Below are 20,959 nucleotides of genomic sequence, written 5' to 3' on the forward strand. Positions count from 1 at the left end.
ATCGAGAAACACTCCTATGAGAACAAATTATATTCTAATTATCAGCTTATTAGCGATCGCTTTTCCAGTTGCAGCTTAAGTCAGGCATTGCTTGAATACGCATGTATGAGTCGTTAAGTTTATAATTTGAAACTGTGACTCAAAACTCATAATTGGAGCGAAGCAACTGGTGAGCAGTTTATTACAAGGAGTCAACCTGTACTTAATTGGGATTATGGGCGTTGGTAAGACGACGGTAGGGCGCTTACTAGCAAAGGAATTGGGTTATGGATTTGTGGATACCGATGATGTCATTGCCCAAGCGACAGGTAAATCTATTAATCAGTTATTTACCCAAGAAGGTGAAGTAGGGTTTCGTCAGTTAGAAAGCGACGTACTTTCAAAAGTTTGTGCTTTTACAAAGTTGACTATAGCAACTGGTGGGGGAATTGTTCTGCGGCGAGAAAATTGGGGTTACTTGCACCACGGTTTGATAGTATGGCTAGATGCACCAGTGGAGATAATTTACAACCGTTTAGCTGAGGATACCACAAGACCACTGCTACAAGACGCTGATCCTCAAGGTAAATTGCGATCGCTCCTCGAACAACGAACACCACTTTACTCTCAAGCCGATTTGCACATCATTGAGCGAGAAGGGGATACACCTGAAGATGTTGCCAAGCGAATACTTGAGGGAATTCCTAGCATCCTGAAAAAAGCTGTTTCTCATTAATGGGGAATATTGATCTAACTGTGTCTGCAAAAGATATTTTTCATGAATCAGTTAAAAAAGCTTTGCAAAAAGAACAATGGATAATTACAAGCGATCCATTAAAATTCAAATTTGGGGAAGTCAACTTCCAAATTGATTTAGGTGCAGAGAAAATAATTGCCGCAGAAAAAGGAAATGAAAAAATAGCAATTGAAATCAAAAGTTTTTTAAACCCCTCGGCAATTACAGATTTTTATTCTGCCTTGGGACAATTTCTTAGTTACCGTCTAGCATTAGCAGGATATGAACCAGAGCGAGTTTTATACTTAGCAGTCCCATTGGATACGTACAAAACATTTTTTCAACTAGAGTTTACTCAAACTGCGATCAAACAGTATCAAATGCTATTAATTGTTTACAATCCAGTAGATGAGGTGATTGTAGAGTGGATAAACTAGCAAAATATCAAGAGTATGTCAAAACATTGTTGACGAACTATGCCAGTGATGATGTCTCAGATAACGATGTCGAAGTCCAACTCATTTTAGACATAGAACGTAATCATTATCAATGGATGAATGTCGGTTGGCAAGGATTTAATCGTATTTATCGATGCGTAATGCATTTTGATATTAAAGATGGCAAAATCTGGCTGCAACAGAATTTAACCGATCGCAATCCAGCAGAGGAATTAGTGATGATGGGAGTAGCACGAGAAGATATTGTCTTGGGTTTGCAAGCTCCATACAAGCGTCAGTATACAGATTATGGCGTAGCGTAGTGCGATCGCTCCTCGAACAACGAACATCGCTTTACTCTCAGCGAATACTTGAGGCAATTCTTAACGTTCTCAAAACACAAGTTTCTTATTAAGAAGACTCAAATTACCAAATTTTGGTCATTAATTACCAAATTTTGGTCATTCGTAGGATAAACCCTGATAATTCTGGATTACCCGTAACTGCTTCGGGATTATCCAAAATTTCAACTTCTCGATTCGGACGGTAAATGTAGACTTTTCGATTCTGCCGATCAATTAACCAGCCTAATGATGCACCGTTATCGATGTACTCCTGCATTTTCTCTTGTAATTTTATCAGGCGATCGCTCAAGGAGCGTAACTCAATCACAAAGCTGGGACAAATTGGTGCAAATGAGGCTTTTTGGGCATCTGTTAAGGCTTTCCAGCGCTCTAGTTCAATCCAAGAAGCATCAGGGGAACGCATTGCTCCATTGGGTAGTGTAAAACCTGTACTGGAGTCAAAGCCTATGCCAGTGCCATCTTGTTCAGTCCAATACCCAAGCTGTGCAGCAATGTTAAAGTTACGGTTGCCCGTATCTGAAAAAGCTGGTGGCATAATGATAACTTCCCCATTGGCAGTACGCTCAATTCGCAAATCTCCATTGGCTTGACAAAATTCGTAGAACTGCTCATTTGTCATCTGCACAAGTGAAGGAAAATTGACTCTCAAAGGTGTGCTTTCAGTTTGGATTAGCAGCGTGGTCATTTTCGTTCCCTAGCTTCAAAGCTGTACTTTTCTAGCCCGTTTTATATTTAATTCCACTTACATACTTATCCTGGATCTCTGCTAATTCCTGTCTCAGTAATTTCAGCCTGTGGATAGAAACAAATTTGCATTGCTAACTGTATGAGCTTTTCTAGTTCGAGTCCTTTAGCATACTGCGCCATGTTCCAAAGGCGAGGAATCCAAGTATTATGAGGCTTATACATTTGAATGTATTTCTCTGAAACAGCCTTTATAGTCGTTTCCATATCACCAGTACTCAAGATATCCGCAACAAGCTCTTTTGTATTACGTTCCCAAACTGCTCCCCAACGACCATCATTGCAGTCAGCATCACCCTCGTTGACTACCATACGCAATGATATTAACTTAGTATCTGAACTAAAAATATCAAAGTCAAACCAGTAATACTTTTCGATGTGACGAAGATAGCTGCTGCTGTATCGAGCATTTTCTATGTGGTGTTCAGGGGTATTAGGACAATCAATATATGCAGCCGTGCTAAAGTTACCTAAAAATGAAACTGGACGAATAGGGATGACCATTTCATCTTCATTAAAGATCGCTTCTTTATTAAAAGCCTGCTTTATCCATTGAGGTAGCTCTCCTGTTTCTAAAGCATATTTAATAGGTGAAAGGTTTTTGATACAGGTTGGCCACATAGCTTCCTTATTTTTATGCTTAGATACATCTGGGTCATTTTGACAAGCGATCGCTTTTTTCGCCAGCCTGCTTAGTTAATATTCTAAGGATTTCAAAACCAGAGGTTATCAGTTGGTTAACATTGGCAAGTCAAGAAAATTATTAGAGTCATTATAGTACAAACATACTCGACTTTGGCATCAGAGATTGTGAGGAGTTACAAAGTCTTCTACACTGACTGAAATATGTTTTAACTCTCTCTGTTAGGCTCCTCATGACGGACAACGATTCTGAATACATCAGGCAAACTGAAGCCACTCGTGTACGTGTACTAAGCGAAGCACTACCTTATATTCAACAATTCGCCGGTCGCACTGTTGTTGTCAAATATGGCGGTGCAGCAATGAAAGATAGCACACTCAAAGACAAAGTTATCCGCGACATTGTATTCTTATCCTGCGTTGGCTTGCGTCCAATAGTAGTACACGGCGGTGGCCCAGAAATTAACAGTTGGTTAGATAAGCTGGGCATCGAACCACAATTTAAAAATGGTCTGCGAGTCACTGATGCCGCCACAATGGATGTGGTGGAAATGGTTTTAGTTGGTCGAGTTAACAAAGAAATTGTCGCGCTAATTAACCAAGCTGGTGGATTGGCTGTGGGACTTTGCGGTAAAGACGGTAATCTATTTACAGCCCGTCCCCAAGGTCAAGAAGGCATCGGTTTTGTGGGGGAAGTCAGCAATGTGAATATCAAGATTTTGGACACCCTTGCTAGCAATGGCTATATTCCGGTGGTGTCCAGCGTCGCCGCAGATGAGACGGGGCAAGCTTATAACATTAATGCTGATACTGTAGCTGGAGAAATTGCCGCAGCATTAGGTGCAGAAAAGTTAATTTTACTGACCGACACCAGTGGAATTTTAAAAGATTACAAAGACCAATCTACTTTGATTCCAAAAGTAGATATTCGCGAAGCCCGCGAGTTGATTGCTAGTGGTATAGTCAGCGGTGGGATGATTCCTAAAGTGAGTTGTTGTGTGCGATCGCTTGCTCAAGGAGTCCGTGCTGCACACATCATTGATGGTCGCATTCCTCACGCCCTATTACTAGAAATCTTTACCGATGTTGGGATTGGGACAATGATTCTCGGTTCGCAGTTTGCTTCCTAGAGGAAGAGGTGCAGAGGAGACAGAGAGAGTAGGGGGAGCAGAGGGAGGTGAATATTAAAGACTCGTCCACGAGTAAAAAACGAATTTTAATTTAGACCAAATTACAGTTAAAAATCATTTCCCCTGCCCCCTGCCTCCTAACGCGGATAGGTAATAATAACCCGCGATCGCCCGCCACTAAATGGTGTACGACGCCATGAATTATTGATAATCACCGGATTAACTATGGTTGAGTCTCGAATTGACGGATTAACCAGAGTTGGATTAATCAGGGTGGAATTTCTCACATTTTGCCTGAATTGGGGATAGGAATAATCGCGAAAATGATTGCGTTGTGGGATTAATCCTGTTGCTGGGTCTACAGGCATAGGTGTAGGAATCGGACTACCATAAATAAAGGAACCCACAGCAGGTGACTGCCTGACTCCATAACCACCATCAATCACGATCGCACGCTGGGCGGAAGCCGGAGTAATAGTTACACCCATCACTGCTAAAGTCATACTTGCTAAGAGCCAATTCAGTTGCGAATGCTTGATTTTCAACATAATTTTGCTCACCTGCATAAGATACCGGAATTTTTAATCAGAAAATAGTCGCAGCTACTTAGTTAAAATTTTAGAAGTTTATCCACTTTCAGATTGCCAGCTTTTGAAAAGATTCCAAAAAGATTGCTGACATTGGCAAAATTAAAATAGTGCTGATTTTTTATAGAAAACGTGAGTACAGAAAGTTTAGAAATTGCTCAAAGCCGCTACCAGACTGGGAAATTTGCCTTTGAAAATGGGCAATACCGCGAAGCCATAGAAAATTTAGAAAAGGCCAGCGCCCTGTTAGCTCGTAATTCTCGCCTTGGGGGCGAAGTAGAAATTCATCTAGTGACAGCTTATGAAGCGGCTGGACGCACAGATGATGCGATCGCTCTTTGCGAAAGACTCAAACGCCATCCCCATTTTGAAATCGGCAAACAAGCGCGGCAGATGCTTTACATCTTAAAAGCACCAAAGCTGAAAAGACCCAGCGAATGGATGACCGAAATTCCCGATTTGGGTGCATTACCAGATAATGAACTCAAAATTTCTATACCTGCTAAGTCTCCAAAATCTTCTGTGCAGCAAAAGCCTAAACCTACGGAGCCAGAATTTGTTGACCTTAGTCAGGTCAATACCAGAGATAATCGCTTTATCTGGGTGGCGCTGATTGCTATCGGTTTAACCATCTCGTACTTGCTTTGGTTGAATTTTTCAGGAACCCCTGGCTGATAACAATTTTAGATTTTGGATTTGAGATTTTAGATTCTTTTGGTTCATGTCTCACCCACAAGGGGTAAGGGATAAACCAAAATCCAAAATTTAAAATCTTTGAGCTTTATCCGTTTATCGGTGGGGTCAATCCAAAATCCAAATTGCGCTGGAAGCGCACCAAAGGTGCGACCTAAAATCCAAAATATGTTGACTTTTGGGGAGATTTATGGTTTCAAATTCTTCAATTTTTGGAAAGATTTTCTTGTGGTTAATTAGACCATTCCGTTTTATATTTACACCGAATGGTCGAAATCGGATGAACCGCGTCTTTCCCATGCGAAATCCTATTCTATGGCTAGTGCTGTTAACATCACTGTTACTGACTGGTTGTGTTAAGTACGATGTGGGGCTTAACTTTGATAATTCCAATAGTGGTGAACTAGTACAGCATATTAAGTTGGGAGAACGGCTAACCAGTTTTAGCGGCGATTCTGTATATGAATGGTTGAACAGCATAGAGCGCCGCGCCCGTCAACTAGAAGGAAAAACCCAGCGAGTTTCCCAAGAAGAAATCATTGTCACAATTCCTTTTAGTAGTGGTAGGGAATTGCAAGAGAAGTTCAACGAATTTTTTAATGCCCGTGCAAATCAACCCTCTGAGTCTGTGCAGAGCGAATCTGACTCAGAACTGCCCAAAATTGAATCAAACGTCCTCTTGGAGGAAAACAATTTTTTACTTTTAGTTAGAAATCGGTTAATTTATGATTTAGATTTGCGATCGCTCTCTCTAATTGCCAGTAAAGGTAACGTTCTAGCTAATGCTGGTTCAATTCTCGACTTAGAATTTAGCTTGAAGACTCCTTGGGGAGCCAAGAATATTCAACTAACTGAAACTGCGATTGAGCCAGAAAAAAATGGCAATCAATTAGTGTGGAAACTCCAGCCCGGTGAGTTAAACCATATAGAAGCTATTTTCTGGCTTCCTAGTCCCCTTGGTATTGGTGGGTTATTAATTATCCTGTTTGTATCGGGAGGATTGTACTTGAGATACAATTTTATGCCAGATCCTAGAATTCAGTTTCCTCCCAAAGCAGCAGCAATTCAAGAACAGTAGACTATTCATCTGTTGAATATTATCAGTTAAGCCGATGCGTTCTCCATCGGCTTTTTTACACTTTATCCAGCTTTTTGTAAAAATGAGTCATAGCGAATTAGCCAAAGAAATTGTTCGTATTTCCTATCTGAAAGGCGAGTTTCAGTTACGTTCTGGTCAGGTATCTGACCATTACTTTGATAAATACCAGTTTGAATCTAATCCTTTTTTACTGAAGCAGCTAGCTAAAGAAATGGTAAAAAAGATTCCACCAGACACAGAAATTCTAGCAGGATTGGAATTAGGGGGAGTTCCTTTAGCGACTGCAATTTCATTAGAAGTTGAATTACCAGTTGTCTTTGTTCGGAAGACAAAAAAAGAATATGGTACTGAGAAGCTAGCAGAAGGAATTGATATCCAAGGCAAAAAATTGTGTATCATTGAAGACGTGATTACAACAGGTGGTCAGGTTGTAAAAAGTACCGAAGCGTTGCGTAATGAGGGTGCGATCGTGGACTTCGTAATTTGCGTAATCTGGCGCGGAAGTACACAAGACAATACTCTCGAAAAAGCTGGTATTCAAAAGCTTCCTCTATTTGATATGGAGGATCTTTCGGTGTGGATGGAACTGTCTTAGCGAACTCCAAGAAATAAATTATCCAATATTGTGGGGTGGGCGTCTCGCCATTGGTGTCAACTTAACGCGAAACCGCTTGTCCGCCGGGAATTGAAATTCCCGTCTCATAGCTAAAGTCATCTGAAGATGACTAAATATCGCCATAAATCTCCAGTCTACTCCAGTAGACTTTAACTATTAGCCCGAAAATTTATTTTTGAAGTAACAAGTAATAACTAATGAGTAATGGGTGTTACTTATTACTTATTACTTATTACTTATTACTCATTACTCATTACTCATTACTCATTTATTTATTTCCGGGCGGGCATGGAAGCTAACAGATAAGCTATTTCCAGCTGAAGTTGACACTAATGAGCATTGCTGTGCCCCTACAGCATGGTCTATTTACGTAGTTTACCGCCGTAGGCATCGCAGGATAATTAAGAAAAGCCTGAAAACTTCCTATTTTAGGTAATCCACATTACGACGCATTTGTACAGTGCGTAAGTCCTAGTATAATTAAACTTTTAAACCTCACCTTGACAAGGATGAGGAGTGTTTGAATCAGCAAATACGGGGTGAAGTGACCACTGTATATGTTATAACTTTGTACGGTTGATGTTTGGTGAAGCTCACATAACTTCAGGAGTACTTACGGTGAATCAGATACAACTGACTTTAACTATTAGTTATTTGTTAATGTCATGCTATTTTTTAAGCAATTGGTTAATATTTTCCCTACGTCATCCCACTTCCACTTCCGAAGATAAATTTTTATCCTTTGTGATGTTTTTGATGACAACTATCTTCTGGCCTCTGATGATTCCTATATCTTGTTTAGAAATAGCTCAAAAAAAGCGAATAGAATTTAGTAAAATAATTCCTGTTCTCTTAGCAATATTTGTATTTAGTATTTCATATTATTTGACCGAATAATTCATCATTCTTCGTCACCAACTGCATAGATTCAAGAAGATATTTTAAACATTTATTTTCATATATTTTGACGATTAGAAATCACAGCTACACAGGTTAAAAACCCTTGATTTTGCATTAATCCACGGAGGTGGACTTTGCTTGTGTAGCCGCGACTTCTAGTCGCTTAGAATTTCCTAACGGCGTCTGCTGCCAAAACCAGTTGAACGACGGGGGGCTGTACTACGCCCACTACCAAAGCCGCTACCAGAATTGCGTTTGGTAGTGCTGGAGTTACCAGAGGGTCTTAAGTTACTGCCGCCAAAACCAGAACCAGAAGGACGGTTATTACCTGTAGTGCTACGCGGTGTATTGCGTACATTTGAATTTCCAGGATATGACCTTCTGATTGTCCCTGTATTACGGAACGCAGTACGGTTTGTCACGGCTGCGGGTGGAGCGTTGTAGCGAGTTTGATAACTTTGAACTGCTTGGCCATAGCTTCCGCCATATCCACCGAAGCCACTTAATCCTTGTCCTGGTTGATAGACAGGGGGTACATAATACTGGGGTCTAAACAACAGACTACCAATTGCCTGACCCGCCAAGCTACCAGCCACAGACCCCGCAAAGGGTGCCCAGAAGCTATTTTCTCGACGGACTACAGTCGTCTCTTGTTGTCCTGTTTGGGGATTGGTTTTATTTTCGGTAACGTTGTGGACGTACTCAAGTTTAAAGTCTTCTGTTAGATATAAAATCGGCTGTCCTTTTTCTACCTTCAGATAGGTTTTCTTACCTTGCTTGATTTCATCATCAGTTAACCGTGCCATTTGTAAATTTTCGGTTGAAAATGTCGGTGGCTTATTGTTAAGTAAAAACAAGCTGTACTCACCGCTTGCATCGTCATAAGTAGCTTGTTGTATTTGATACTGCCCGTCACTCAGCCTGGTGGTATTAGAGGTTTGGTTAACGTTCTTAGCTGGAGACTTGGTTTGATTTTCGCCACCACAGGCTACAGTTGTGATACACAAACTCAGAGCTAAAAAAATGGCTGTAAATTTACGTACTATGGTCATGATCATTGGATTATTGTCCTACCTCTGAGCTTAACAATTTCTCGATGTGAGTAGTAAGTACGGACTACCCAACAGATTACAAAGGAATCAATTCGGGATAATATTGCAACAGTTGATCGCTAGTGAGTTCATCGCCTAACTGTGCTGGCGAGAAATGTACCTGGATTGCCTGGAGCTTATGTTTATAGTGTAGGTTGATTAAGGCTTTCAAAGCTTCCTTAAGTGCCTGAACGTTAGAAAGGTCAGTTTCCAACTCTGGTACTTCTCCTTCGTAAGCTACTGTAAGCATCACAATGACATTACGGGTTACAGGTATTGATAAAGGTTCATTCAATCCAGAGTCAGAATTGTAATCTGGTTCACTGAGATATCTTTGGGCAGAGTCAGTAAATAATTCATTGACATAATCTCCCGCCTCGCCTTCACTCCAAAATACATCACCTTCGTTAGCAGCAGAAAGCCAATATTCATCATATTGCAGCAGGGTTTGGCTAATTTCTACTAATCCTTCTCCCAAAACTTCTAAGTCACCATCGACATCGATCGCATCTCGCCCAACACTATTTAATACTCCCAAAATTGGCGCTACTTCGCCTCCTCCTAAGTGCAGAAATAGGCGGAATACTACATAGCGGGTTCGACCGATCATTTTATTAAAAATGTTGCTCATTTTCTTCCTCCATGTTTTTTTCATTAGTCATGAGGCATTAGTCCAATACCCCTTGACATCCTCACCGTCGTGAACGGGGAAGAAGGAGTAATAAGTAATAAGTAATGAGTAAATACCCATTTTTCATCCACTCATTACTCCTTACTCCTTACTTTAAAGCCGTGCTGGAAGCACGGGGTTTTAAACCCATTTTTCTGATAACTAATGACTAATATAGTGAAATCCTTTAATGAAATCTATCACCATGTCTAAGGAAGGTAATATATATTTTGTTGGTTCACTAGATATATCATCATAAGCTGAAGCTTTGAGAGCAGAACGATTAATAAATCTTTTTCCAAAGTTGGGATGGTCATGGACTATCAAAAGGTGGGCGCTGGAATTCGTTAAAATTATTTGAGTTGGGGCTTTACAAAAATTTAACTTGGCGGCGACTTCAATATTTTTTTTCACCTGTTTAATTGTTGTAGCCTGACTTATGGCTTGTTCTAAAAGAATATTTAATTGTTTCACCATATCGGGTGATTTTAAATCTTGGTTCCCAACAACTTGACTATTAATCATTTCCACCATGCTGGAAATATTATTTTGAGTAGATGCGGCATCTAAAAAGGGAAGAATCACAATGTAAGCAGTGGAAAATAATGCTTCGTCGCTATCTACATGAAAGGTGAAAATAGTTCGACGACGACCGCTTTCGATGCTTGGGGGTTGTTTTAGCAGCCGATATTCTTGAGCAATTTGGTAGTAAGCGCCTGCGATCGCAAAATTGGCTTCGTGTTCTAGGGCTGCATCAACTATAATCCTGATTGTTGGCGGTGTTTCGTTAAAAAAATCTCGTGACTCTTCAGAATGGAAGTTTTGGACAATGGAGCGATCGCCATTTGGACTCAGATCAACCCATTCACAAATCATCCCTTCAGTTTTTAAACCAAATCTGGAGGTAGCATAAAGCTTGGCTCCAGTTAAAGTTGCTCCTGTTAAGTCAGCACCGACCCATTCTGCTCTAATTAATTTTGCCTGAGTTAAATTGGCGTGGACTAAACTCGTATTCGTTAAGTTCGCATTGCTTAAATCTGCGCCAATTAAATCAGCACCGCTCAATTTTGCCCCGCTCAAATCTGCCCACCGGAGATTTGCACCGCTCAAGTCTGCCCAACGGAGATTTGCACCGCTCAAGTCTGCCCCACTCAAGTTAGCATGGCTGAGATTGGCTTGTCTGAGTTCGGCTTCTCGCAAATTTGCACCGCTTAGATCGGAACGACTGAGGTCACTGGAGTTTAAATTAGCCATCTCCAAATTAGCTCCCGTCAAGGAAGCACCTTTCAAGACAGTCTCATTCAAGTTAGCGTGACGGAGATTCGCTTGGCGGAGTGTCGCCTCTCGCAAATCGGCACTGGTGAGATCAGCTTCCAATAGATCGGCACGACTGAGATCGGCACGAATTAACTCGGCGCGGATTAATGAGGCTCCTCTTAGTTGAGCGCGACTGAGATCCGCTCGAATCAAATTAGCGACATTGAGACTAGCATTGTTCAAAATAGCGCTGCATAGATTCGCGCCACTTAGTCTTGCTACATTTAGCTTGGCATTGCTCAAGTTAGCTTCACTCAGATTCGCGCCACTCAGGTTAACTATACTCAAATTAGCATCCCTAAGATTCACACCACTGAGTTTGACCCCACTCAAGTTAGCTTCTGGGAGGTCAACACCACTAAAGTTTAAGACTCCTGCTGCATATTTTTCCAGTAATTCCTCTACAGTCATTGATGCTACCCCTTGGATGCCAACTTTAATAGTTGGTAAAGTCATAAAAACAGAATGTCAAAATCAAAAATGAATATTGGAATTTTAGGATTGGGACTGATTGGCGGATCTTTGGGTTTTGATTTGCGATCGCAAGGACATCATATCTTAGGAGTCAGTCGCCGTGAAGCCACCTGTGAAAAGGCAGTTAGTCTCGGCAGTGTTGATGAAGCATCTGTTGATCTGAGTCTTTTAGCAGCCGCAGAAGTTGTATTTATTTGTACACCCCTAGCCCTTATTGTGCCCCAATTTGAACAGTTAATCGCTCATTTGTCTGTCGCTACAGTCGTAACTGATGTGGGTTCGGCGAAAGCACAGATAGTCAAAGAAATTTCTCCCCTTTGGGATAATTTTATCGGCGGTCATCCAATGGCGGGAAGAACAGACAATGGTATAGAAGCTGCACAACGGCATTTATTTGTCGATAAACCTTATGTTCTAACACCAACGACTACAACACCAATTAGTGCAATTACAGTTGTAGAAGAAATTGTGCGATCGCTAGGAGCAAATATCTACTATTGTCAACCAGAGCAACACGATCGCGCTGTGAGTTGGATTTCCCATTTACCTGTAATGATCAGTTCCTCGTTGATTGCTGCTTGTTTGAGTGAAAGTGACCCCGATGTTTTGCAATTAGCCCAAAAGTTAGCTAGTTCCGGTTTTCGGGATACCAGTCGTGTAGGAGGCGGGAATCCAGAGTTGGGCGTGATGATGGCGCGGTATAATCGTCAAGCATTGCTGCGATCGCTCCAACAATATCGTCATCATCTTGATGAGTTGACTAACTTAATCGAGCAAAAAAATTGGGCAGTTTTAGAAGAAAAGTTTAAATCAAGGCAACAGGCACGACCTGATTTTGTTAAATAGTTGTTGGGTGCGTTAACGATAACTGAACGCACCCATTTTTATATTTGGTGAGATAAATTATCCAATGTTGTGGGGTGAGCATCTTGCCCGCCCAGTTTAATATGGCGGGCGAGACGCCCACCCCACAAGAGTTAATTGAATATTTTTTTATTTGTCAGTCCCTTAGCAAGTATTTTCGAGTCGCTTCTTGATTCTGACTCTTTAATTCTGAATTCTGTTAGCGATAGCGGGGCGTTTAGCCCATTCTGACTCCTGAATTCTTTTCTCATAAAATCTTTAAAAAATGCTACTCAACAGTTTGATAGCCACCAAACCGATGTACTATACAGATAAATTTACAAAAATCAACAATGGTAGAACGCCCAATCAAAAAATCGGAACGTCAGTCTCAAGAAAGCACTGACAAAAATTCCGAGAATACGGATTCTGTAACTCCGATTGAATCCAACCCCAAAAACTCAAAACCGAGCCGTAATCGCTCGGCTGATAAAGGGAAAAAATCATTAGGGGATGAAAACAGGCATCAGGGAAATCCTGCCCTAGCGCGTGGCCCAAAACCCGTTAAACCTCCAGCCCCCAAAGTCCAAACAGAAGAACTTGAAACCGAATCAGAATCCGTCTCTGAGGAATCTCAAGAGTAGTATTACTATTGTTGCGTGTGATGTGGGAGGCTACAAGTATATGAAAACTGGGATTTCTGGCTTTGAAAGCAGCGATCGTGCCCCCCATCACCTACCGCGAGGCGGAATTAAAAATTAAAAATTAAAAATTAAAAATGAATACAACGTAAGCGTTTCGTTGATTTGGAATGGATGGTTTATTTGCGCCGTTCTGTATTAGGTTATTTTTAGCGATCGCATCATCTCACAGGTTTCCTGTATATAAAATGCGCGGAAGGGTAGGTGTACAAATTCCGCAGCCTCAAAAAAGTGCTTCTATCTCAACACCAGCAAGCATTTGACTCCATTAATGACTCGATCATCATCCGCGCGATGTCTGAAAAGCTTACAAAAACTGGGTGTCAGCCTTCAATTTTTCCCGAAACTCTTCCCAAAGAAATTCTCTAATGCTATGATTACCCTAGATTCGCGCAACCGCACCTTGAAAACTAAATATAGCTTGGCTTTCAGCCTGCCGCATTGCAATTCATCAAAATCCCTATTAGGGATTGAAACCGCGCAGGAGATCCGCAATAAAGAGTTTGGAGCTTACAATTGCAATTCATCAAAATCCCTATTAGGGATTGAAACGGTAGCACTTGTGCTACTGCCCCCTTGCCATCCGTCCTTGCAATTCATCAAAATCCCTATTAGGGATTGAAACAGTATAAAGGATTCTATAGGGATGGCAAACATTACTTGCAATTCATCAAAATCCCTATTAGGGATTGAAACCCATTAACTTGGGATGGAACAGAACAAAAGATCGTTTGCAATTCATCAAAATCCCTATTAGGGATTGAAACACTTTCGTTGCAGTATTTCACATCTAGTCCACAATTTGCAATTCATCAAAATCCCTATTAGGGATTGAAACACAGAACCTAAATATCTAAGAGATATATATCGTATTTTTGCAATTCATCAAAATCCCTATTAGGGATTGAAACATTGCAAAGAACTCTTGAGCTTTACAGCATTAATTGCAATTCATCAAAATCCCTATTAGGGATTGAAACGCCCCGCTTGGTTCGCGTGGTAAACCTGTTGAGTTGCAATTCATCAAAATCCCTATTAGGGATTGAAACTTTTAACTAATCGTAGTTCTTTAAATCCGTATGTAGCATTGCAATTCATCAAAATCCCTATTAGGGATTGAAACCTTAAATAAAAAAGTAGTCATACTATTGACTACATTGCAATTCATCAAAATCCCTATTAGGGATTGAAACAACACTTATATTCAGCAAAACATTACCCCCGTAATCGCATTGCAATTCATCAAAATCCCTATTAGGGATTGAAACAACTGCAACCTCTTTAATTCAACGAAATGATAAATTGCAATTCATCAAAATCCCTATTAGGGATTGAAACAGCCCAGAAAAAATTTACTCCTTCTGCGATCGCTGATTGCAATACAACACAGCATAAATTATCCTGAAAAATTTTTCAGGATGATTTACTAGGAATGATCGCCTAATCCATTGGATCATCTCGTCCGATGCCAAGCGATCGCAACTTTGCTTTCACTCCCTCCACCTCAGCCCCGCAGTAGTAGTATTTTTTCTGACGAAGATCCGCCAAGTAATAGCCAGATATCCCGCCGTTGATGCGGAATAATTCAATGGCTACTTGTTGCTTGGATATTCCGTACAGCAATTTAAAATCATTCATGTCAACAGCAAATGGCAGCTTCGAGTAGAATAACTCGCCAAGTTTTAAAAACCACTTCCCATCACGACGTTCAAGAACTCGATAGTAATCAGGATGGTAAACGTTTGTATTCATAGCAGATGGCTTGCTTGTAAACCTTATCCGTGGTTTGATTAAAGTACGGCATCTGAATCAACTTAGTGTGGTTTGTTGACGACTCGATTATCTGAATTAACTTGTCAGCCACAAAGTAAATACAAAACTTTCCATGCCTATCCAAACCATTGGTATTTTAAGTCCGGGTGATATGGGACAAGCGATCGCAGCTGTTCTCAATCAACATGGATTGAAAACTATTGCAGCCCTAAACGATCGCAGTGAACGAACTCGGCAACTAGCAGCCGCAGCCAACATTCAAGATGTGGGTTCTCTCACGCAACTGATAATTGAATCTGATGTAGTGTTGTCAGTTCTAGTACCCGCAGCAGCTACCCAAGCAGCGCAGCAAGTAGCTGAGGCGATTGGTAATGTTGGTAAACCCATTCTCTATGTTGACTGTAATGCGATCGCACCCCAGAAAGTCATCAGTATCGGCCAACTCATTGAATCAGTTGGGGGAACATTCGTAGATGGATCAATTATTGGCCCACCACCGCGAGTTCCCAATCGCACCCGCATTTATACTTCAGGAAAACAAGCAAATCAACTCCTACAACTGCGGGATCATGGCTTAGATGTGCGGGTGATTGGTGATGAAATTGGTCAGGCTTCCGGCTTGAAAATGTCCTACGCCGCCCTGACAAAAGGACTTACAGCAATCAGCACAGAATTACTAATTGCAGCCCATCGTTTAGGCTTAGATAAAGAACTATGGGATGAAGTATCTAATAGCCAACCAGAACTTGCTAGCATATTAACCCGTTCCATTCCATCGATGACACCAAAAGCCCATCGTTGGATAGGAGAAATGGAAGAGATTGCAGAAACCTTTAAAGAGTTAGGTCTAACAGAGCGCATTTTTTACGGAGCAGCCGACGTTTACCGTTTGGTAAAAGAAACCTCCTTGGGTAAAGAAACACCAGAGGAGTCTAATCGCGATCGCCCGTTGAGTGAAATCATTACCATCCTTTCCGATGAAGCAAGCTCTGACACCCAATCTTGAGTATTTTAAAGATGGGGTAAAAAGCGAGAATCTATGACTCAAGAGCAATGGACTGCGGTCGATCGTTACTTTACCGATTTGCTTGTACCATCAGACCCCGCACTAGATACAGCCCTCCAGACTAGCGCCGCAGCCGGACTGCCGCCACACAACGTTTCACCAAACCAGGGCAAGCTGCTGCTACTATTGGCGCAAATCCAAGGGGCGCGAAGCATTCTGGAGATTGGTACGCTGGGCGGCTATAGTACAATCTGGCTGGCGCGGGCGTTACCCAGTGACGGCCGCCTAATCACGCTGGAGGCTGACCCAAAACACGCTGAAGTCGCCCGTGCCAATATCGCCCACGCTGGTTTGTCTAAACTGGTTGACCTTCGGCTCGGACAGGCACTTTCTACGCTGCCACAGATTGCCGCCGAGAATCAGGGGCCATTTGACTTGATTTTCATTGACGCTGATAAGCCAAGCAATCCCAAATATTTCGCCTGGGCGCTCAAACTTTCCCGTCGCGGCAGCCTGATCATCGCTGATAATGTTGTGCGTAACGGAGCCGTGATTGATGCTGCTAGCAGCGATCCTAGCGTCCAGGGAGTACGCCGCTTCAATGAACTGCTTGCATCTGAGCCGCGTGTCAATGCTACAGCAATCCAGACTGTGGGCAGCAAAGGATACGATGGTTTTGCGATCGCGATCGTCATCTAAGGAAACTCCAAGAAATAAATTATCCAATATTGTGGGGTGGGCATCTTGCCCGCCATACGGACTGGGCGGGCGAGACGCCCACCCCACAAGAGTTAATTGGATATTTTTTTATTTGGAACTACCTAATTGGAGAGTAGGAAAATGTTGAAGAAGAATTCAGAAGTCAGAATGGGCTAAACGCCCCGCTATCGCTAACAGGAGTCAGAATCAATACGGGCGAATGGAATTCGCCGGGGCTTAAGTTGACACTTATATTTAGAAGTTCCTAAAACACATTTAAGTCTTAATCAGGCGGTGGATCGTTGGTAATAGTGAAATTTGAGACAAAATCACTCGACTTGCCGCTCTTGATCGCATCAAAAGTACCTTTAATGGTTCCAGCAATGGGAACAGCAACCAGCGTCCCCAACAACCCAGCAATCTCAAATCCCATCAAAATAGCTACAAAAATCCAGATAGGATTTAGCCCGATAAAGTTGCCGAGTAACCTGGGAGCTAACAGGTTATCTTTAAGCTGCTGCATCAAAATCGCCGCGATCGCAACTTGAACTGCCAACCACCAATTTTGCAACAGTACTAAAATCGTCACCAAACCAATACCTAAAGACGCCCCAATGAAGGGAATAAGTTCTGAAATACCAATTAATATAGCAAATAACAGAGCAAAAGGTACTTTCATCACTAAGAAAATTGGCGTTAGGGTTAGCACCATGAATAGTCCTAGCAACAACTGGCTGAGAAAAAAGTTCTGGAAATTTAGGCGTAAGGATGCGGTCAGGGGATCTGCAATATTAGAGGGCAAAAGATTGACTAGACCATACCAGACGCGATCGCCATATAAAAGCATATAAAATGCAAGCACAATGACTAACACTACGTCAAGTAATCCTGAGAGCAATGTTCCAGCAAATCCCACTGCACCAGAAGCTAGCTGTTGCACCAAATTCTGAATATTGGCATTGATTTGACTACTCACAACCCTCAAATCAATTGGCAAACGTCGTTGTTTAGCCACCATTTCAAACTGCTCTAGGTTTGCTTGACTAGCGGTTAACCAATCAGGAATCTTATTTAACAGTTGGATGGTTTGGTCAATGATCAACGGCACTAAGGTAACGCCTAGAATCCCAAGCAGGGTTAAGGTTGCAAGTAAAACGATGATCACCGCCTGAGTGCGAGTAATCCGAGCGCGTTCAAAGAACTTAACTGGGTAATTTAGGAGAAAAGCCAGAATCGTCGCAATACTCAAGACGGTAATGGGATGCTGGAAATAGCGAAAAAGTACGGATAGTAGCCAGACATTGAGAGCGATAATCGGGCCACTCAGACCATAAATTAACAGGCGTTGAAGGGAGGCTGAACGGCGCATCTTATGCAACCTATATTAGGTATTCCTTGAGAGAACTTGTAAAATTCTTGATGGCACTGATTATTATCTAATCATCATAGATATTTTTAACAAAGATATGTATAAGCGTATCTGATAGCAAGGAAACAAATCAAAATGGACAAAACCGTAGCTGACCTCCGCAAAGACTACACCTTGGAAGGTTTAAGCGAACTCGAAGTAGACCTCAATCCTTTTATCCAATTTAAAAAATGGTTCGATCAGGCACTAGCAGCAGAACTCCCCGAACCCAATGCTATGACCATTGCCACTGTTACACCAGATGGTAAGCCTTCAGCCAGAATGGTCTTACTTAAGGATTTTGATGAACGCGGCTTCGCCTTCTTTACCAACTACAACAGTCACAAAGGACAACAACTAGCAGAAAATCCCCAGGCGGCTTTAGTCTTTTGGTGGGCAGAACTGGAACGTCAAGTCAGAATTTCGGGGTATGTGGAGAAAGTTTCCGAAACTGAGTCTGACCAGTATTTTGAAAGTCGCCCTGCTAAAAGTCGCCTGGGTGCGTGGGTATCTAATCAAAGTGAGGTGATCGCAAGCCGAGAAATCCTGGAGCGACGCCTGCAAGAATTCTATAGCAAATATGAAAATCAGGAGATTCCTCGACCGCCTCATTGGGGAGGCTTACGAGTGATCCCCACAGAAATCGAGTTTTGGCAAGGACGCCCTAGCCGTCTGCACGATCGCTTGCTTTATAGCCGCTTAGATAATACTTGGAAAATTGAGCGGTTGTCGCCATGAAGAAGAGGCAAGGGAGCAGGGGAGCAGGGGAGCAGGGGAGAAGTTTTTCTCCTCTGCTCCTCTGCCCCTCTGCCCCCTGCGTTCCTCTTACCACTGGGCGATCGCATCTTGAATTGCTGCCCGTGCTTCTGATAGAGATTTGGTACGGGCATCATTTTCGTTTAGACTATTAGCGTTAATAAATTGAATGTCTGTAATCCCAATAAAACCAAATACCGTCCGTAGGTATGGTTCTTGGAAGTCATAAGCGGCATAAGGAGAGGTGGCGCTAAAGTCACCGCCGCGAGATGTGATGATAACTGCCTTTTTACCCTGGACTAACCCCTTAAAACCTTGAGCTTCTATTGCAACAGTCCGGTTTATGCGAACAATTTGGTCAATGTAAGCCTTGAAGGTGGAAGGTATAGTAAAGTTATACATTGGCACTCCAAAGACGTAGCGATCGGCTGCCAAAAACTCATCTACTAACTCATCAGAAATCCTGATGGCCTCTGTTAATTCTGGGGTATGGGTTTCTGGTGGTGAGAAAGACGCTGCAATCCAAGCTTCATCAACGTGAGGAACTGGATGATGCCCTAAATCTCGGTAGGCGATCGCATCTTCAGGATGCGCGGCTTTCCAAGCACTGACAAATTCCTTAGATAGTTCTCTAGAGTGCGATCGTTCAGCACGGGGGCTGGAATCAATATGTAGAATGTTTACCACCAAATATCTCCTGATTAGCTAAGGTTTCTGCTTTGACTGTTTTTGAGTCTAAATTTTAAAGCATTACATCAGATACTAAAAGTAACTAGTTACTAAAGTAAAGTAGTTACCATAAAGTAACTGTAGAAAATTTTAGCTAACTTATCGATCCCATATTCAGCAACTAATTTAAGAGTTAATGTCATAATCATTGACAATGCCATGATTCGTTTAGTGTTTTTCAGAAAAAGCTTTTACTTCAACACTTATTAGATATTCTGTTGCTTTCCCCACACAAAATTGACTAATAATTTGTGATGAACAATATCCCCGACTGATTGAAGAATTCGGGGATAGACAATAGTTTCATTAGATATCTCCAGAAATTAAATATGCGTTACCCATAACCCTTGTAGAGACGTAGCAGTGCTACGTCTCTACATTCTTTTTCGGAGATGTCTATTGGAATAATTAAGCAGTCTTAAAAAATCGAATGATTTCGCGCACATGATCGAGAAATTGCCCGTCGGTGGAAAGTTGGGCGATCGCATTTCTGGCTTCTCTTGCCAAACGCTCATGTTCGGTTTGATTTGTCGCTCGTAATTCCTCGAAGTTAGCTGCAATTCGGGCTAAATCTCTGCGAGTCTCTTCAGCAAAGCGTTGTTGAGTTGCAGAGAAAGAATAGGGCTGTTCTGGGTTGAGTTGATCTTCCAACGACTGAATTTTTTGTTCCAATGTAGAGAAGCGATCGCGCAGTTCAAAAATATCTTCGCGCGGATACTTCCATTCTTGGCGAATCATCGCTAACCGCGCATATAAATACTCATAAGCGCGAATCGCAGGACGTAGAATTGTTAATAACAAAGCTGCACCAGAACTTATATACCCCACCGTACTAATACCTGTAGCAGCCAGAGTATAAAGACCAACGGTTGAGAATAAGTGTAAAGCAATGGCAACCCAGAGCGATCGCTTGGCCAAAAGTGTGACATACTTCACTTGTTTCCCATCGACTGGAATTCCTTTCTCAGTTGATTGTGCTGCTTCTGCTAAGACTTCTTTGGCTTGAAAATGCACATTCCACGGTACGGTAACAATTACCAATAGCCACCAAAAACTAGCACCACCAATCACCCAATCAAGAAAGTTACCCGCAGGGATGTGCAACCATTGCAGTAGTCCAAAAGCCGCCAGCACTACAACCACAATTCCAGCTATGGAACTGATAAAAAAGTTAATATACATCTTGCCCTGTCTCCGGTGAAACTATTACCTCGATCATGACTGTAACCCAGCATTTGTACGTAAATTATTGTGATGGTTTTTCTCTTTGCACACACCAGCTTTTCGATCGGATAGCTACGCCAATTACAGCAAATTTTAGGTAAATAGACCACACAAAACCAAGGCGGTTTCTAACCGCCGATTTAACTTGAATTTGATAAACCTCTCCCTGTCTTGAACTAAAGTTCAAGCCTGTCCCTCTCCGAGTCGGAGAGGGACGGTTTTGCGTAGTAAAACCAGGGAGAGGTCTTTTTTACAGCTAATTGACACTATATGACTCGTCGAATTCACGCTGATTTAACGTTGGGTTGACTACCTTTTTATGAAAATAGCAACAGAAAGG

23 protein-coding genes and 1 CRISPR repeat array are annotated in these 20,959 nt (G+C 41.9%); of the genes, 12 read left to right on the forward strand and 11 right to left on the reverse strand.

Annotation, left to right across the window (positions count from 1 at the left end; all coding sequences use genetic code 11):
- Positions 1-169: 169 nt before the first annotated feature.
- Genes V7L31_RS02280 through V7L31_RS02290 form a run of 3 tightly spaced genes read left to right on the forward strand, consistent with a single transcriptional unit; the run spans position 170 to position 1,475 of the window.
- Entirely contained in the window at positions 170-715 is a 546-nt protein-coding gene (locus V7L31_RS02280) for a shikimate kinase (protein ID WP_334694751.1), read from the forward strand.
- A gap of 20 nt (positions 716-735) precedes the next feature.
- Positions 736-1,152, forward strand: a complete 417-nt coding sequence (locus V7L31_RS02285) for a XisH family protein (protein ID WP_334694752.1) — start codon at positions 736-738, stop codon at positions 1,150-1,152.
- Complete coding sequence (locus V7L31_RS02290) at positions 1,140-1,475, forward strand: XisI protein (RefSeq protein ID WP_334694753.1); 336 nt, start codon at positions 1,140-1,142, stop codon at positions 1,473-1,475. The genes V7L31_RS02285 and V7L31_RS02290 overlap by 13 nt, the downstream gene beginning before the upstream one ends.
- Before the next feature lie 124 nt (positions 1,476-1,599).
- Here V7L31_RS02290 and V7L31_RS02295 read toward each other — a convergent pair whose 3' ends face one another.
- Both V7L31_RS02295 and V7L31_RS02300 read right to left on the reverse strand, forming a co-directional pair.
- Positions 1,600-2,202, reverse strand: a complete 603-nt coding sequence (locus V7L31_RS02295) for a Uma2 family endonuclease (protein WP_334694754.1) — start codon at positions 2,200-2,202, stop codon at positions 1,600-1,602.
- Positions 2,203-2,267: 65 nt separating this feature from the next.
- Complete coding sequence (locus V7L31_RS02300) at positions 2,268-2,882, reverse strand: hypothetical protein (RefSeq protein WP_334694755.1); 615 nt, start codon at positions 2,880-2,882, stop codon at positions 2,268-2,270.
- 254 nt (positions 2,883-3,136) lie between these two features.
- Here V7L31_RS02300 and argB point away from each other — a divergent pair, with 254 nt between their 5' ends.
- Positions 3,137-4,033 carry an acetylglutamate kinase gene (argB, locus tag V7L31_RS02305; RefSeq protein WP_334694756.1) on the forward strand — a complete coding sequence of 299 codons (897 nt, stop codon included), beginning with the start codon at positions 3,137-3,139 and terminating at the stop codon, positions 4,031-4,033.
- Between the two features lie 137 nt (positions 4,034-4,170).
- Here argB and V7L31_RS02310 read toward each other — a convergent pair whose 3' ends face one another.
- On the reverse strand, positions 4,171-4,581 hold the full coding sequence (locus V7L31_RS02310) for a hypothetical protein (RefSeq protein ID WP_334694757.1): 411 nt from the start codon (positions 4,579-4,581) through the stop codon (positions 4,171-4,173).
- 171 nt (positions 4,582-4,752) lie between these two features.
- Here V7L31_RS02310 and V7L31_RS02315 point away from each other — a divergent pair, with 171 nt between their 5' ends.
- The 3 genes from V7L31_RS02315 (at position 4,753) to pyrE (ending at position 7,007) form a co-directional block, all read left to right on the forward strand.
- Positions 4,753-5,295 carry a tetratricopeptide repeat protein gene (locus V7L31_RS02315; protein ID WP_334694758.1) on the forward strand — a complete coding sequence of 181 codons (543 nt, stop codon included), beginning with the start codon at positions 4,753-4,755 and terminating at the stop codon, positions 5,293-5,295.
- A gap of 208 nt (positions 5,296-5,503) precedes the next feature.
- On the forward strand, positions 5,504-6,391 hold the full coding sequence (locus tag V7L31_RS02320) for a DUF3153 domain-containing protein (protein WP_334694759.1): 888 nt from the start codon (positions 5,504-5,506) through the stop codon (positions 6,389-6,391).
- Between the two features lie 82 nt (positions 6,392-6,473).
- Positions 6,474-7,007, forward strand: a complete 534-nt coding sequence (pyrE, locus tag V7L31_RS02325) for an orotate phosphoribosyltransferase (RefSeq protein WP_334694760.1) — start codon at positions 6,474-6,476, stop codon at positions 7,005-7,007.
- Between the two features lie 1,094 nt (positions 7,008-8,101).
- Here the strand turns inward: pyrE and V7L31_RS02330 are convergent.
- From V7L31_RS02330 to V7L31_RS02340, 3 genes are all read right to left on the reverse strand, one after another.
- Entirely contained in the window at positions 8,102-8,986 is an 885-nt protein-coding gene (locus V7L31_RS02330; RefSeq protein ID WP_334694761.1) for a hypothetical protein, read from the reverse strand.
- A 70-nt stretch (positions 8,987-9,056) separates the two neighbouring features.
- Positions 9,057-9,650 (reverse strand): DUF1517 domain-containing protein, encoded by a 594-nt coding sequence (locus V7L31_RS02335; RefSeq protein WP_334694762.1) that lies wholly within the window; start codon positions 9,648-9,650, stop codon positions 9,057-9,059.
- A 201-nt stretch (positions 9,651-9,851) separates the two neighbouring features.
- Positions 9,852-11,417 (reverse strand): pentapeptide repeat-containing protein, encoded by a 1,566-nt coding sequence (locus V7L31_RS02340; protein WP_334694808.1) that lies wholly within the window; start codon positions 11,415-11,417, stop codon positions 9,852-9,854.
- A gap of 69 nt (positions 11,418-11,486) precedes the next feature.
- Here V7L31_RS02340 and V7L31_RS02345 point away from each other — a divergent pair, with 69 nt between their 5' ends.
- Both V7L31_RS02345 and V7L31_RS02350 read left to right on the forward strand, forming a co-directional pair.
- Positions 11,487-12,326: a prephenate/arogenate dehydrogenase gene (locus tag V7L31_RS02345; protein ID WP_334694809.1), complete on the forward strand. Its 840-nt coding sequence runs from the start codon at positions 11,487-11,489 to the stop codon at positions 12,324-12,326.
- Positions 12,327-12,676: 350 nt separating this feature from the next.
- Positions 12,677-12,967, forward strand: a complete 291-nt coding sequence (locus V7L31_RS02350; RefSeq protein ID WP_292843057.1) for a hypothetical protein — start codon at positions 12,677-12,679, stop codon at positions 12,965-12,967.
- Between the two features lie 498 nt (positions 12,968-13,465).
- A CRISPR array of direct repeats spans positions 13,466-14,362; the repeat unit is 36 nt; unit sequence TTGCAATTCATCAAAATCCCTATTAGGGATTGAAAC.
- A 102-nt stretch (positions 14,363-14,464) separates the two neighbouring features.
- Here V7L31_RS02350 and V7L31_RS02355 read toward each other — a convergent pair.
- Positions 14,465-14,776 (reverse strand): hypothetical protein, encoded by a 312-nt coding sequence (locus V7L31_RS02355; protein ID WP_334694763.1) that lies wholly within the window; start codon positions 14,774-14,776, stop codon positions 14,465-14,467.
- A gap of 133 nt (positions 14,777-14,909) precedes the next feature.
- On the opposite strand from V7L31_RS02355, the gene V7L31_RS02360 reads away from it, so the two are divergent.
- Together V7L31_RS02360 and V7L31_RS02365 are read left to right on the forward strand one after the other, a co-directional pair.
- Positions 14,910-15,803, forward strand: coding sequence for an NAD(P)-dependent oxidoreductase (locus tag V7L31_RS02360; RefSeq protein ID WP_334694764.1), 894 nt, complete (start codon positions 14,910-14,912; stop codon positions 15,801-15,803).
- Between the two features lie 33 nt (positions 15,804-15,836).
- On the forward strand, positions 15,837-16,502 hold the full coding sequence (locus V7L31_RS02365) for an O-methyltransferase (RefSeq protein ID WP_334694765.1): 666 nt from the start codon (positions 15,837-15,839) through the stop codon (positions 16,500-16,502).
- A 283-nt stretch (positions 16,503-16,785) separates the two neighbouring features.
- Here V7L31_RS02365 and V7L31_RS02370 read toward each other — a convergent pair whose 3' ends face one another.
- On the reverse strand, positions 16,786-17,871 hold the full coding sequence (locus tag V7L31_RS02370) for an AI-2E family transporter (RefSeq protein ID WP_334694766.1): 1,086 nt from the start codon (positions 17,869-17,871) through the stop codon (positions 16,786-16,788).
- A gap of 135 nt (positions 17,872-18,006) precedes the next feature.
- Here V7L31_RS02370 and pdxH point away from each other — a divergent pair, with 135 nt between their 5' ends.
- Positions 18,007-18,648: a pyridoxamine 5'-phosphate oxidase gene (gene pdxH / locus V7L31_RS02375; RefSeq protein WP_334694767.1), complete on the forward strand. Its 642-nt coding sequence runs from the start codon at positions 18,007-18,009 to the stop codon at positions 18,646-18,648.
- Positions 18,649-18,735: 87 nt separating this feature from the next.
- On the opposite strand, the gene V7L31_RS02380 is transcribed toward pdxH, so the two are convergent.
- The 3 genes from V7L31_RS02380 to V7L31_RS02390 form a co-directional block, all read right to left on the reverse strand.
- The gene (locus V7L31_RS02380; protein WP_334694768.1) at positions 18,736-19,353 is read right to left on the reverse strand and encodes an FMN-dependent NADH-azoreductase; all 618 of its coding nucleotides are present in this window, start codon (positions 19,351-19,353) and stop codon (positions 18,736-18,738) included.
- Between the two features lie 450 nt (positions 19,354-19,803).
- Positions 19,804-20,577 (reverse strand): hypothetical protein, encoded by a 774-nt coding sequence (locus V7L31_RS02385; protein WP_292843073.1) that lies wholly within the window; start codon positions 20,575-20,577, stop codon positions 19,804-19,806.
- A 64-nt stretch (positions 20,578-20,641) separates the two neighbouring features.
- Positions 20,642-20,806 (reverse strand): hypothetical protein, encoded by a 165-nt coding sequence (locus V7L31_RS02390; protein ID WP_334694769.1) that lies wholly within the window; start codon positions 20,804-20,806, stop codon positions 20,642-20,644.
- Positions 20,807-20,959: the final 153 nt, after the last annotated feature.

This window comes from Nostoc sp. (assembly GCF_036916655.1).
Classification (GTDB): Bacteria; Cyanobacteriota; Cyanobacteriia; order Cyanobacteriales; family Nostocaceae; genus Nostoc.